The following is a 13,449-nucleotide window of genomic DNA, read 5'->3' on the forward strand; positions in this document are numbered from 1 at the left end:
TCAGTACCTCACTCGCGGGTCGATGAACGCCGCGACGATGTCGACGATGAAGTTGGTGACGGCGACGATGACGGCCAGCAGGGCGACGATGCCCTGGACGGCGACGAAGTCCCGGGCCGACAGGTAGTACTGGAGCTCGAAGCCGAGCCCGCGCCAGCCGAAGGTCGTCTCGGTGAGGACGGATCCGCCGAGCAGCATGGCGATCTGGAGGCCCATCACGGTGATGATCGGGATGAGCGCGGGCTTCAGGGCGTGCATCCGTACCAGCCGGAACTCCGACACCCCGCGCGACCGGGCCGCGTCGATGTAGTCGGCCCCGAGGGTGCCGATCACGTTCGTCCGCGTCAGGCGCAGGAAGATGCCGCCCGTGATGAGGCCCAGGGCGAGCGCCGGCATGACGGCGTGCGCGAGCACGTCGCTGATGATGACGGAGTTGCCGGTGCGGAGCGCGTCGATCAGGTAGATGCCGGTCGGGTTCGGGATGGTCCCGAGCGCGAGCTCCACCCGTGTGCTCGCCCGCCCACCCAGCGGCAGCACCCCGAGCCAGATGGCGAAGACGAGTTTCAGGAGGAGCCCGGCGAAGAAGACGGGCGTCGCGTAGGTGAAGATGGCGAAGACGCGCAGGATGACGTCGGGCCAGCGGTCGCGGACGTAGGCCGCCAGCATGCCGAGGGGCAGGCCGATGATCAGCGCGACGATGAGCGCGTAGAAGACGAGCTCCACGGTGGCCCCGCCGTAGCTGAGGAGGATGTCGCTGATCCGACGGTGGTCGGTCAGCGTCGTGCCGAAGTCGCCGCGGACGAGCTGTCCGAGGTACTCGCCGTACTGCACGACGATCGGCCGGTCGTAACCGGCCGCGTGCAGTCGCTCCTGCAGCTGCGCCGGCGTGAGCCGACCGCCGACCGACGCGGTGATCGGGTTGCCGACCACGCGCATGAGGAAGAACACGAGGGTCACCAGGATGAAGACCGTCGGGAAGATGAGGAGGAACCGGATGAGGACGTACCGGCCGAGGCCGCCTCCCCGGGTCTTTCCGCGGGAGGGGGTGCCGACCGAGGGGGCGGTGGGCGAAGTGTCGTTCAGAACCGTCACTGGGGAGCGTTCGCTTTCGTCGTGGCTCGCCGCCGCCTCTCGGCCGCGGGGGCCGCTGCTGCGTCGTCGCAGGAGTGCCTTGATCAGAGGGATGGGGCGCCCGCCGGACCGGATTCCTCCGGTCGGGGCGAGCGCCCCATCCTGGTCACGTGTCCGTCCACCCTAGCGGGCGGTCACGCACGGTCCCGTCAGCGCGAGAGGGCCGCGTAGCGGAACTTGAAGGAGGCGTCGAGCGTCTTGTCGACACCCTGGACGTCCTTCGCCGAGACCGCGACCTGGTTGCCCTGGAGCAGCGGGAGGGTCGAGATGTCCTTCGCGACGAGCGTCTGGATCTCCTGGATGTCCTTCGTGCGGGCCGACTGGTCGGTCTCGCTGCGCTGCTTCTCGATGAGGGCGTCGACCTGCTTGTTCTCGTAGTGGTTCAGCAGGAACCCGCCGGGGACCTCCTTGCCGTCGGCACCGGCCGAGGGCAGGAAGAACGGGGTCAGGTAGTTGTCGGCGTCGCTGTAGTCGGGGAACCAGCCGAGCTGGTACTCCGGGTAGGCGTCCTTCGTGCGCTGCTCGCTGTAGGTGTCGTAGAGCGTCGACTGCAGGTTGACCGTGAAGAGGCCCGTCTTCTCGAGCTGGGTCTTCAGCGCCGCGTACTCGTCGTCGGACGACGCACCGTAGTGATCGGGCGTGTACTGGAGGTTCAGCGTGACCGGGGTCGTGACTCCTGCGCTCTGGAGGGTCGACTTCGCCTTGCTGACGTCGGGCCCGCCGTTGCCGTCGCCGTACAGGTCTTTGAAGGGCGTGATGGCGCCGGTCAGACCGTCGGGGACGTACGAGTAGAGCGGCGTGTAGCTGCCCTTGTAGACGCCGCTCGAGATGGCCTCGCGGTCGACGGAGTCGGCGACGGCCTGGCGGACGGCCAGCGACTTCGCGGCGTCGGCCTCGGGGGTCTTGGCGCCGAACGGCATCGTGTCGAAGTTGAACACGACGTAGCGGATCTCGCCGCCGGGGCCGTCGTGGACGGTGAGCTTGCTGTCTTTCTTGAGCGACGCGAGGTCGGTCGGGCTCAGCGAGCGGAACGCCACGTCGACGTCGCCCTTCTGCACGGCGAGCTTGAGGTCGGTCTCGCTCGTGAAGTACTGAGCGGTGATGCTCTTCGTCTTCGCACCTCCGAGGAGGCCCTTGTAGCCGTCAAACGACTTGTACTCGATGAGCTCCTTGGGCTTGTACTGGGTGATCTCGTACTGGCCGGCGAACGCCTTGCCCTTCACGATGTCGGCGTCGGACGTGACCTTCGTCGCGCTGAAGACCTGCTCGTCGACGATGGGGCCGGCCGGGCTCGAGAGGACCTGGGGCCACGTCTGGTCGTTCGGGGTCTTGAGCGTGAAGACGACCGTCTCGGGATCGGGGTCGGCGACGCTCTTCATGTTGCTGATGAGCGAGGTCGGGCCCTGGGGGTCGTTGATCGTCAGGAGGCGCTGGAAGGTGAACTTCACGTCGGAGGACGTGAGCGCGTCGCCGTTGGCGAACTTCAGCCCGGATTTGAGCTTCACCGTGTACTCGGTGGGCGAGGTGAACTCCGCGCTCGTGGCGATGTCGGGCTTCACGTCGGGCGAGCCGTAGGGGGTGTTGAGCAGGAAGGGGTAGACCTGGTTCATCACGGCGAAGGAGCCGTTGTCGTACGACCCGGCCGGGTCGAGGGAGACGATCACGTCCGAGGTGCCGACAATGAGGCCGTCGAGGCTCGACGTGGTGGTCGAGGAGGTCGATGCGCAGCCGCTGAGGACGAGGCCGGTGGCGGCGACGCCGACGGCTCCGATCATCACGCGTCGACCGAGGGAGGACTTCGATATCACGGTGTTAACCCCTTAGGTTGTGGTGAACTCCGGGCGTGACAGCGTGGCTGGCACTGCGGTGGTGGGCGCCCCGGGTGAACCATTCGTAACACAAGACGGGTCTTCGGCTGCGATTGAGCGCGAAGTGTTTACAGGGTCGCAACGCGCGGCGACGCGATCGTGCGCCGGGGCGTCATTCGTTGCGCAGCCGACGGCGCGCCGCTTCGACATCGACCAGTTTCTGTGCGATCTGACGCCGACGATCCGGTTCGGTCGCGGCGTCGGTGCGGTGCATCTGGCCGAGCAGCTCCGCCTTCTGGCGCAGCAGATCGCGTTCGACGAGCGATGACAGGATGCCCGTGGCGTAGAGCGCCATGTCGCTGCCCTCGCGCTCCGGGAGCGGCCCCACGGCGAGCTCCTTGACCAGCCCCGCGAACGGACCCGGCGTCTGGTCGAGGACGGCCCCGAGGAAGTCGGGTGCGGTCAGCTGATCGAGGCTCGCGGCGACGGCGTCGCGCACGACCGCCAGGGAGCCGTTGACGAACTGGGCGAACGCCGCCTGGGCGACGAGCGAGCTGTCGGCCGCCGCGGGGTACTGGAGGATCGCCATCAGCGCGTCGCGCTCCATGCGCGTGGCCAGGTCGTCGGGCAGGCGCAGGATGCTCGGGCCCTCGTCGACCGGCTCCGGCTCGGGCAGGCTCGTGATCGACTGGCGCGAGGGATCGCTCGACGGGGCGAGGCGCTCGACAGCCTTCGGTGCTGCGGCCACAGCGCGGCGGGCGGCGTCGACGGCGGTGCCGACCTCCGAGGGATCGAGCCCGAGCCAGCCGGCGAGCGACCTGATGTAGCCCTGCGTCAGCGAGGCGTCGCGGATCCCGGCGACGACCGGCGCCGACGAGCGGAGGGCCGCCACTCGACCCTCCACCGTCTCGAGGTCGTGACCGTCGAGGGTCCGCTTGATCATGAACTCGAACATCGGCCGCTTGCCCTCGACGAGGCGGCGGACGGCGTCGTCGCCGCGATTGAGGCGGAGGTCGCAGGGGTCGAGGCCGTCGGGGGCGACAGCGACGAACGTCTGCGCCGCGAACCGCTGCTCCTCGGCGAAGGCTCGGCTGGCCGCCCGCTGGCCGGCCTCGTCGGGATCGAAGGTGAACACGACCTCGCCGAGGGTCGACGCGTCGGCCCCGCGGACGTCGCCGAGCATCGGGCGCAGCACCTTGATGTGGTCGACGCCGAACGACGTGCCGCAGGTGGCGACGGCGGTCGTGACCCCGGCGAGGTGGCAGGCCATGACGTCGGTGTAGCCCTCCACGATGACCACGCGCTTGGACTTCGAGATGTCGCGGCGGGCGAGGTCGAGCCCGTAGAGGACCTGCGACTTGTGGTAGATCGGCGTCTCGGGGGTGTTCAGGTATTTGGGGCCGTTGTCGTCCTCGAGGAGCTTCCGCGCACCGAAGCCGATCGTGGCGCCCGTGACGTCGCGGATCGGCCAGATCAGCCGCCCGCGGAACCGGTCGTAGGCGTTGCGGTCGCCCTGGCTCAGGATGCCCGCGGTCACGAGCTCCTCCTCGGTGAAGCCGCGCCCCTTGAGGAGCGACCGCACGGCGTCGAACGACTTCGGCGCGAAGCCGACGCCGAAACGCTCGGCGGCCGCTGGGTCGAATCCGCGCTCCCCCAGGAACCGGCGCGCAGGATCCGCCTCCGCGCTCGTCAACTGCTCGACGTAGAACTCGCGCGCGGCCTCGTTCGCGGCCAGGAGTCGCGCCCGGTTTCCGTGGTCGCTGGCCTGCCCGCCGTCCTCGTAGTGGAGGGTGAAGTTGATGCGGGCGGCCATCCGCTCGACGGCCTCCTGGAACGTCGTGTGGTCGGTCTTCTGGATGAAGCTGAACACGTCGCCGTCCTCTCCGCAGCCGAAGCAGTGGTAGCGGCCGACCTGGGGACGCACGTGGAAGCTGGGGCTGCGCTCGTCGTGGAACGGGCAGAGGCCCTTCATCGAGCCGATCCCCGCACCCTTGAGGGTCACGTAGTCGGAGACGACGTCGGCGATGTTGACGCGGGAACGGACTTCGTCGATGTCTCCGCGCTTGATCAGTCCAGCCACGGGGTGACCCTCCGTCGTGTCGATCCGCGGGTGGGCCGGGTCTCGTCGGCCGAGGCCGGCACAGCGGGCCCCCTCACGACCGGACCAGGCGGTCGTACCAGGCCATGGCGCTCTGATCGGTGAGAGACGCGACCTGATCGACCACGACCCGCCGGCGTGCGGCGTCGTCGTCGGCCAGCGACCAGTCGGTCGCGAAGCCCGGGTCGAGGGCGCTCGGCCCCGTCGCCCAGAGCGCGTCGGCCAACGACGCAAGGACCTCGCGCTGCTGCTGGTAGATGGGCTGGCGTGTGTTTCGCGTCATGACGAACGCGGCGACGATGCCCTTCAGGGCGGCGATCTCGCCGATGATGTCGGCCGGGATGACGACGCTCGCGGAGAACCGGATGAGGCTCGCCTGCGGGTAGTGCTCGTGGGTCGCCTGCGTGGCGGACCCGGCGAACCGGCCGATGAGCTGGCTCGTGAGGTTCTTCAGGCGGGCCTGGTCGATGCGGCCCCCGTCGTAGTCGTCGAGCCACACATCGAGGGCCTGGAGCCGCTCGAAGGCCTCCGTCAGTTCGTCGCGGCTCAGCTCTCCGCCGACCCACTCGTGCATGGCCGTGACGAGGCCGGCGTGGCCCTCGGCGGACCCGAGCGAGGCCACGTCGATGTAGCCGTTCACGACGGCGTCCTCGAAGTCGTGAACGGAGTAGGCGATGTCGTCGCTGAGGTCCATCACCTGCGCCTCGATGCAGCGCTGTCGCCTCGGAGCCCCCCGCCGGAGCCACTCGAAGGCCGGGGTGTCGTCGTCGTAGAAGCCGAACTTGGTTCGCCCGCTCGGATCCGCGATGCCCTGCGCGGCCGGCCACGGGTACTTGCAGCTCGCGTCGAGGCTCGCCCGGGTGAGGTTGAGGCCGTAGCTGGTGCCGTCGGAACCGATCACCTTCGGCTCGATGCGGGTCAGGAGTCGCAGCGTCTGCGCGTTGCCCTCGAAGCCGCCGATGTCGCTCGCCCAGTCGTTGAGGGCCTTCTCCCCGTTGTGGCCGAACGGCGGGTGACCGAGGTCGTGCGCAAGGCAGGCCGTGTCGACCACGTCGGGATCGAGCCCGAGGCTCGTCGCGAGCTCCCGACCGACCTGGGCCACCTCGAGGGAGTGCGTCAGCCGGTTACGGGCGAAGTCGAGGCCGGCGGTCGGGCTGAGCACCTGCGTCTTGGCCGCGAGACGTCGCAGGGCGCTCGAGTGCAGGAGGCGGGCGCGATCGCGGGCGAAGTCGCTTCTGCGGTTGGAATGCTGCTCGGGCAGCCAGCGCTCGGTGTCGCGCTCGGCGTAGCCGAGGGCCGCTGCGTCGTCGGTGACGCTGTGCGACCCGAGTGCCTGCGGCTGCTGAGGCGGGGAGGAGGAGATCACGCGGGGCCCTTCGGGCGGTGGGTCGGCATCGGGCGGGAGGGCGGTACCCCGCTCAGCCGCCGCTGTGGTGGAGCTCCGCCGCGGTCAGTTCGTCGCGGAACGCCTCGTCGAGGTCGCGGCTGTCGAGCCAGCCCTCCGGGAGGGCGGGCTTCTTGGGGCTGCCGGCCCGGCCTCGCGGCCCTTCGGCGGCATCGCCCGGGTACTCCTCGGACCAGTCGAGCGTGGCGAGGAGGTCGTCGATCTGCGCGAGGCTCCCGACGGCGGCGAGGCCGGCCCGGAGGTCGCCTCCGACCGGGTACCCCTTGAAGTACCAGGCCACGTGCTTGCGGATGTCTCGGCACGCGCGGTCTTCGTCGCCGAAGAACTCGACCAGCAGTTCGGCGTGGCGGCGGAAGGCACGGGCGACGTCGCCGAGACCCGGCTCGGCCTTCTGCTCCTCCCCGCGGAAGGCGGCCGCGAGGTCGCCGAAGAGCCACGGCCGACCGAGGCACCCGCGCCCGACGACCACGCCGTCGCAGCCCGTCTCGTCGACCATGCGGAGCGCGTCGGCGGCCGACCAGATGTCGCCGTTGCCGAGGACCGGGGTGCCCGTGATCGTGTTCTTGAGCGTGGCGATGGCCGACCAGTCGGCGTGGCCCGAGTAGAACTCCGACGCGGTGCGGGCGTGGAGGGCGATCGATGCCACTCCGGCGCCCTCGGCCGCGCGGGCGGCCTCGAGGTACGTGAGGTGGTCGGAGTCGATGCCCTTGCGCATCTTGATCGTCAGCGGGATGTCGCCGGCGGCGCGGACGGCGCGCTCGACGATCTCACGGAACAGGCCGAGCTTCCAGGGCAGGGCAGCGCCGCCGCCCTTCCGCGTGACCTTGGGGACGGGGCACCCGAAGTTGAGGTCGATGTGGTCGGCGCGGTCTTCGGCGACGAGCATGGTCACGGCCTCGGCCACGGTGGTGGGCTCGACGCCGTAGAGCTGGATGCTGCGCACCGACTCGCTCTCGTGGTGGGTGATGAGACGCATGGACTCGGGCGTGCGCTCGACGAGCGCGCGACTCGTGATCATCTCGCTCACGTAGAGGCCGGCGCCGTATTCGCGGCAGAGGCGGCGGTAGGCCGTGTTGGTGATGCCCGCCATCGGCGCCAGGACGACCGGCGAGTCGACCGTGAGCCGACCGATGGTGAGGTCGGTCGGTCGCGAGGCCGTTGCGGAGGGGGTGAGAGTCGTTGTCATCGAGACAATTGTCTCACTCTCGCTCGGGTCCCGACGAGGCCGGACCAGGGGCTGTGGAGAAGTCTCGGGCGGGGAATGCCGTGGGGGAACCGCGCGTTCGCACCGACGACCCCCGAGCCATGAGGAGAACCGTGACCGCCACCGGAACAGAGCGCGTGCTCGACGACGCGGGAGCCCGCGGCCTCGCCGTGGAGATCGTCGAGCGCCCCGCCGCGGACAGCCTCGAGGCCGCCGCGGCGCTTCTGGGGATCGAGGCCTCCTCGATCGTCAAGAGCCTCGTCGTGAAGAAGCACGACGGCACCTTCCTTTTCGCGCTGATCCCGGGTGACCGGCAGATCTCCTGGGCGAAGCTGCGCGCCGCCGTCGGAGTCAACAAATTGTCGATGCCCTCGGCCGACCTGGCCCTCGAGGCGACCGGCTTCGAGCGGGGAACGATCAGTCCGATGGGGAGCACCACCGCCTGGCCCGTGTTCGCCGACGAGCGGATCGTCGGACGCCGCGTCGCCCTGGGAGCGGGAACGCACGGCCGGAGCGCGTTCGTCGACGCCGACAGCCTCGTCAGCGCTTATAAGGCCACGGTCGCCGACATCAGCGACTGAGACGCTCCCTGCCCGCTCGTCAGAGCGAGGCGCCCTCGTCGAGGGCCGCCGCGACGGCGCGGGAGGATGCGGCAGCCGTCTCGTCGGGCGACAGCCCGAGCTCGGAGCCGGTCACGACGGGGACCAGGCAGGCGTCGCCCTCGCAGGCAAGGGCATCCGGATCGCCGAGCAGGATGAACGGGGTGGACCTGTCGGTGTCGCTCACAGCGCCTCCTGCCCGACCGTCGCCTCGAGGGCGACGGTGTCGAGCACACCGCGGAACGTCTCGGGTGCCTGGGCGCCGGAGACGCCGTACTTGCCGTCGAAGACGAAGAAGGGCACGCCGTTGATGCCGAAGGCCGCGGCCTGCTCCTGGTCGGCGCGGACGTCGGCCAGGTGTTCGTCCGTCTCGAGCGAGCGCAGGACGTCGGCGCGGTCGAGCCCCGCCTCGCCCGCGATGTCGGCGAGGACGTCGAGCCGGCCGAGGTGCCTGCCCTTCTCGAAGTAGGCCGAGAGGAGGCGCTCGACGAGGTCGAGCTGGACCCCGCGGGCCTTGGCGTAGTGAAGGAGCTGGTGCGCCTTGACCGTGTTCGTGTGATGCAGGGCCTCGAAGTCGTAGGCCAGCCCCACGTCGGAGGCGCGCGACGTCACGGTCTCGAGCATCGACTCGACCTGCGCGCGCGGCATGCCCTTGTGTCTGGCGAGGAAGTCGATCTCGTCGCCCTCGAAGTCGACGGGGGTGTCCGGGGAGAGCTCGAACGAGTGGTACTCGACCTCCACCTCCCCCGGGAAGCCCTCGACGGCGGATTCGAACGAGCGCTTGCCGATGAAGCACCACGGGCACGCGATGTCGGACCAGATGTCGACCTTGATGACGTTGTTCACGGGGACGAGAACCCCTCGGCCGAGCGTGGCATTCCCGCCGCCGGGTTCTGCCGACGCAGCGCCTACGCGCCGAGCAGCTGCGCCCCGAGGTACCCCTGCAGCTGATCGAGCGAGACGCGCTCCTGCGCCATCGTGTCGCGCTCGCGCACGGTCACGGCGTTGTCGTCGAGCGAGTCGAAGTCGACGGTGACGCAGAACGGCGTGCCGATCTCGTCCTGGCGGCGGTAGCGGCGGCCGATGGCTCCCGCGTCGTCGAAGTCGATGTTCCAATACTGGCGCAGCCCGTCGGCGACGGAGCGCGCGAGCGGCGAGAGCCTCTCGTTGCGCGACAGCGGCAGCACGGCGACCTTCACCGGCGCGAGGCGACGGTCGAGCTTCAGGACGGTGCGCTTGTCGACGCCGCCCTTCGCGTTGGGCGCCTCGTCTTCGTGGTACGAGTCGACGAGGAACGCCATGAGCGCCCGGGTGAGGCCGAATGCGGGCTCGATCACGTAGGGGATCCAGCGCTCGTTCTTCGTCTGGTCGAAGTAGGAGAGGTCGACGCCGGAGGCCTCGGAGTGCGTCTTGAGGTCGAAGTCGGTGCGGTTGGCCACACCCATGAGCTCGCCCCACTCCGAGCCGGCGAAGCGGAAGCGGTACTCGAGGTCGACGGTGCGCTTGGAGTAGTGCGAGAGCTTCTCGGACGGGTGCTCGTAGCGGCGGATGTTCTCGGGGGTGATCCCGAGCGAGAGGTACCACTTCTCGCACGCGTCGATCCAGTACAGGAACCACTCGTCGTCGCTCCCCGGTTCGACGAAGAACTCCATCTCCATCTGCTCGAACTCGCGGGTGCGGAAGATGAAGTTGCCGGGCGTGATCTCGTTGCGGAACGACTTGCCGACCTGCGCGATGCCGAAGGGCGGCTTCATCCGCGCGGAGCCCATGACGTTGGCGAAGTTGACGAAGATGCCCTGCGCCGTCTCGGGCCGGAGGTAGGCCATGCCCTGCTCGTTGTCGACCGGGCCGAGGAAGGTCTTCAGCAGGCCGGAGAAGTTCTGCGGCTCGGTCCAGGAGCCGGGCTGACCGGTGTCGGGGTCGCGGATGTCGGCGAGACCGTTGACCGGCGGGTGGCCGTGCTTCTCCTCGTAGGCCTCGAGAAGGTGGTCGGCCCGGAAGCGCTTGTGCGTGTGGAGCGACTCGACCAGCGGGTCGGAGAAGACCTCGACGTGGCCGGAGGCCTCCCAGACCTTGCGGGGCAGGATGACCGAGGAGTCGAGCCCGACAATGTCGTCGCGGCCCTGCACCATGAACTTCCACCACTGCTGCTTGATGTTCTCCTTCAGCGCGACGCCGAGGGGCCCGTAGTCCCAGGCCGAGCGCGACCCGCCGTAGATCTCGCCCGCTTGGTAGACGAACCCGCGGCGCTTGGCCAGGGCGATGACGGAATCGAGACGGTTCGGTGCTGCCACGTGTGATGCTCCAGGTGAGGTCGGCCGCGAGGTCAAGGCCCGCACTGGGTGCGCGGGCCGTCGGCGTAGGGGTCAAGCCTATCGGGAGGTGCCGCGCGGCGCGGTCCCGCGGAGAGCGGTGACGACGCGCTCCACGTCGTCGTGGTCGTTCCAGAGGTGGAAGGCGACGCGGACGCGCCCGGCGCGCCCCGACACGGTGAGGCCCGCCCGCGTGAGGGCGTCGAAGTGGCGGCCGTCCGAGTCGGGCCAGGTGACGATGGCGCGCCCGTGCGGCGGGAGTCCGAGGCTCCTGCAGAGCGCGTCTCCGAGGTCACCCGCGTGCCGCGCGACCTCGACAGGGGCCACGGACGCGAAGAGCTCGAGGGCCGGCAGCGCCCCCACGAAGGCCTGCCACGCCGGCGAGACGTCGAAGCGCCGGGCATCGGCGGCGAGCTCGACGTCGGCGCCGTAGCAGGAGGCCCAGACGTCGCTTCCCGCGTACCACCCCGTCTGTACGGGCCGGACCTCTTCGAGGAGTCGTTCGCCGATCGTGAGGAAGGCGACGCCGCGGGGCGCGCAGAGCCACTTGTAAGCGTGCGTCACGGTGGCGTCGTACCGCGAGGCGTCGACGGGGACGACGCCGGCGGCCTGCGTCAGGTCGACGAGGGTGCGGGCACCGGCCGCCGCAGCCGCCCGCACCACCTCGTCGTCGGCCGCGGTCTCCCCTGTCGCCGACTGCACCAGCGAGTACGCGACGAGCCAGGTCGACGGCAGGATGCTCGGGGCGAGGTCGCCCAGCGGGACCACCCGCACCCTCACACCCCGGTGGGCCTGCGCCCGGAACGGCATCACGAGGGACGAGAAGTCGCCCTCGGGCACGAGGACCTCCGCCCCGTCGGGGACGGACGCCGCGAGGACCGCGACCATGGCGGAGGTCTGCGATCCGAGGGCGACGAGCTCGGGCCGGACCCCGACGAGGCGCGCGAAGGCCGCCCGCGTCGCCTCGGCCGTCTCCCCATGTCGGACGGGGCTCAGGTGCCCGGTCGACCACGACTCGAGGTCGGCGCGCATCGCCCGCACGGCGGACGTCGGAGGGAGGCCTCCCGTGCACGCGGCCAGATACCCGGTGCCGCGCGGGAACTCGGCGCGCGCCTCGTCGAGGGAGACGGCGGCGGGAGGAGTCGTCATGCGTCGAGCCTCGCGCCCGTCGACGCATCACACAACGACAGATGAGTCATGATTCCGATAACGACCGCTTATGCTCGCCGGATGAGCACCGAACTCGACCTCCTCGACCTGCGAGTCATCCGCGCCGTCGCCGAGACGGGCGGCATCACCGCGGCCGCCGCCGCCCTCGGCTACAGCCAGCCGGCCGTGACGCAGAGGATCCGCCGTGCGGAGGGCGTGCTCGGCCAGCCGCTCGTCCTGAGATCGGGGCGCGGGGTCGCCGTCACCGAGGCCGGACGTCGCCTCGCCTCCCACGCCGTGCACGTGCAGGCCGCCCTCGACGCGGCGCGCCAGGACCTCGACTCGCTCGCGGGTGGAGTGACCGGGACGCTGAGGCTCGCGGGCTTCCCCAGCGCGTCGCCGACGCTCGTCCCGAGCATCCTGTCGTCCCTCCGGGTCAGCCACCCGAGCGTCACTCTCAGCTATCTCGAGGTGGAGCCGCCCGCCGCCCTCGAGCTCGTGCGGGACGGCGCGATCGACCTCGCCCTGACGTTCAGCTACCCCGGAGACGGGCAGCGGTCCGATGCTCCTCGGGTCGAGGGTCTCCGGACGACGCCGCTCTTCCGCGACACGACGATGCTGGTCGGGCCCCGGGGGACGTTCGGGGCGCACGCCGATCTGGCGGCCGTCCGCGCCGAGCGGTTCATCGGCGGGTGTCCGCGCTGCCGGGGGCACCTGCTCGCCGTCTGCCGGGCCGCGGGTTTCGAACCGGAGATCGTGCTCGAGACCGACAACGCGCTGGCCGTCACCGGTCTCGTCGCCGCCGGACTCGGGATCGCGCTGCTGCCGGGGCTCTCCCTCCTCACGGCGGGGACGCCCGCCGGCGTCGATGTCCGTCCGCTCCCGGCCGACGCCGATCGCATCGTGCAGGTCGTGCACTCGCGAGGGGCCGAACGGGTGCCCGCGGTCGCGGCGGGACTCCGGGCCGTCCTCGGCCTCGACGCCGCGACGTTCGGACTCCGCCCGGCCGACCGCGGTTAGGCTGGGGCGACCGACAGACCACCGACGGAGGAAGCGGCACCGTGCGTAGACGAATCCTCCCCGTGGCCGTGGCCTGCGCCCTTCTCGTCGGGCTGACGGGCTGCTTCTCCACGGTCGACTCGCTCACGCCCGTCCCGGGCTCGCAGAGCACCGCGGGCTCCGGCGCAGGAGCCACGGCCGCGCCGCAACCGCAGGTCACCGGCGGCCCCGGCAGCGGCAGCGCAGGAGGCACGGGATCGCCGAGCGCGCTCGCACCGGGCGGCACGCTCCTCAACCAGGTCAACTACAAGGACCTCACCGTGTACATCTACAAGGTCGGCGAGATCACCACGTCGAAGGCGTCGATCTACGCCCGGCCCGACGGCCGTGACCCCTATCCCGCCGGCACCAAGGTCTACGTGACGGCCTACGTGCTCGTCAACGACTCCAGCCAGCGCCTCGACCTCACCGACCTGAGCGCCGACTACTCGTCCTACGGCAACAAACTGGCCGCCCAGGACACCTTCGCCGGCCAGGACCTCCTGACCAGGAACGGCTACAGCACCGACCTGTCGACGCAGTTCCCGAAGGGCGCATCCACCTGGTACCTTCTGCCGGGCAAGCAGGTCGTGTTCGCGAACGCGTGGTTCCACCGCGCCACGGACGGCCCCCTGACGCTGCAGTTCCTCTGGCCCGCGGAGCGCATCTTCCTCGGCGCCAACATCACGTTCTGACGCGCGCCGC

12 protein-coding genes are annotated in these 13,449 nt (G+C 70.3%); 3 read left to right on the forward strand and 9 right to left on the reverse strand.

Going from position 1 to position 13,449, the window contains the following annotated elements; translation table 11 throughout:
• From AS850_RS08215 to dusB, 5 genes are all read right to left on the reverse strand, one after another.
• Entirely contained in the window at positions 1-1,092 is a 1,092-nt protein-coding gene (locus tag AS850_RS08215; RefSeq protein ID WP_119868670.1) for an ABC transporter permease, read from the reverse strand.
• Between the two features lie 188 nt (positions 1,093-1,280).
• Positions 1,281-2,939 (reverse strand): ABC transporter substrate-binding protein, encoded by a 1,659-nt coding sequence (locus AS850_RS08220; protein ID WP_119868671.1) that lies wholly within the window; start codon positions 2,937-2,939, stop codon positions 1,281-1,283.
• A gap of 172 nt (positions 2,940-3,111) precedes the next feature.
• Positions 3,112-5,019 carry a DNA primase gene (dnaG, locus tag AS850_RS08225; RefSeq protein WP_119868672.1) on the reverse strand — a complete coding sequence of 636 codons (1,908 nt, stop codon included), beginning with the start codon at positions 5,017-5,019 and terminating at the stop codon, positions 3,112-3,114.
• Between the two features lie 73 nt (positions 5,020-5,092).
• Positions 5,093-6,298, reverse strand: coding sequence for a deoxyguanosinetriphosphate triphosphohydrolase (locus AS850_RS08230; RefSeq protein ID WP_236940907.1), 1,206 nt, complete (start codon positions 6,296-6,298; stop codon positions 5,093-5,095).
• 157 nt (positions 6,299-6,455) lie between these two features.
• Positions 6,456-7,628, reverse strand: a complete 1,173-nt coding sequence (gene dusB, locus AS850_RS08235; protein ID WP_119868674.1) for a tRNA dihydrouridine synthase DusB — start codon at positions 7,626-7,628, stop codon at positions 6,456-6,458.
• Positions 7,629-7,747: 119 nt separating this feature from the next.
• On the opposite strand from dusB, the gene AS850_RS08240 reads away from it, so the two are divergent.
• On the forward strand, positions 7,748-8,227 hold the full coding sequence (locus AS850_RS08240; RefSeq protein ID WP_119868675.1) for a YbaK/EbsC family protein: 480 nt from the start codon (positions 7,748-7,750) through the stop codon (positions 8,225-8,227).
• Positions 8,228-8,246: 19 nt separating this feature from the next.
• Here the strand turns inward: AS850_RS08240 and AS850_RS08245 are convergent, their stop codons facing one another.
• From AS850_RS08245 to AS850_RS08260, 4 genes are all read right to left on the reverse strand, one after another.
• The gene (locus AS850_RS08245) at positions 8,247-8,432 is read right to left on the reverse strand and encodes a hypothetical protein (RefSeq protein ID WP_119868676.1); all 186 of its coding nucleotides are present in this window, start codon (positions 8,430-8,432) and stop codon (positions 8,247-8,249) included.
• Complete coding sequence (locus AS850_RS08250; RefSeq protein WP_119868677.1) at positions 8,429-9,091, reverse strand: DsbA family oxidoreductase; 663 nt, start codon at positions 9,089-9,091, stop codon at positions 8,429-8,431. Before AS850_RS08250 ends, AS850_RS08245 begins: the two co-directional genes overlap by 4 nt.
• Before the next feature lie 62 nt (positions 9,092-9,153).
• Complete coding sequence (locus tag AS850_RS08255; protein WP_119868678.1) at positions 9,154-10,539, reverse strand: glycine--tRNA ligase; 1,386 nt, start codon at positions 10,537-10,539, stop codon at positions 9,154-9,156.
• A 78-nt stretch (positions 10,540-10,617) separates the two neighbouring features.
• The gene (locus tag AS850_RS08260) at positions 10,618-11,706 is read right to left on the reverse strand and encodes an aminotransferase class V-fold PLP-dependent enzyme (RefSeq protein WP_119868679.1); all 1,089 of its coding nucleotides are present in this window, start codon (positions 11,704-11,706) and stop codon (positions 10,618-10,620) included.
• 81 nt (positions 11,707-11,787) lie between these two features.
• Here AS850_RS08260 and AS850_RS08265 point away from each other — a divergent pair, with 81 nt between their 5' ends.
• Both AS850_RS08265 and AS850_RS08270 read left to right on the forward strand, forming a co-directional pair.
• Positions 11,788-12,726 (forward strand): LysR family transcriptional regulator, encoded by a 939-nt coding sequence (locus AS850_RS08265; RefSeq protein ID WP_119868680.1) that lies wholly within the window; start codon positions 11,788-11,790, stop codon positions 12,724-12,726.
• Between the two features lie 41 nt (positions 12,727-12,767).
• On the forward strand, positions 12,768-13,439 hold the full coding sequence (locus tag AS850_RS08270; protein WP_123955474.1) for a hypothetical protein: 672 nt from the start codon (positions 12,768-12,770) through the stop codon (positions 13,437-13,439).
• The last annotated feature ends 10 nt before the right edge of the window (positions 13,440-13,449 follow it).

Origin of the sequence: Frondihabitans sp. 762G35 (assembly GCF_002074055.1) — a bacterium.
Classification (GTDB): Bacteria; Actinomycetota; Actinomycetes; order Actinomycetales; family Microbacteriaceae; genus Frondihabitans.

What these genes read in the sequence shown, in the direction of transcription:
- dusB (WP_119868674.1), bottom strand. Translation starts at nt 7,628, where the DNA reads ATGACAACGACTCTCACCCCCTCCGCAACGGCCTCGCGACCGACCGAC.
- AS850_RS08240 (WP_119868675.1), top strand. Translation starts at nt 7,748, where the DNA reads ATGAGGAGAACCGTGACCGCCACCGGAACAGAGCGCGTGCTCGACGAC.
- AS850_RS08260 (WP_119868679.1), bottom strand. Translation starts at nt 11,706, where the DNA reads ATGACGACTCCTCCCGCCGCCGTCTCCCTCGACGAGGCGCGCGCCGAG.
- AS850_RS08265 (WP_119868680.1), top strand. Translation starts at nt 11,788, where the DNA reads ATGAGCACCGAACTCGACCTCCTCGACCTGCGAGTCATCCGCGCCGTC.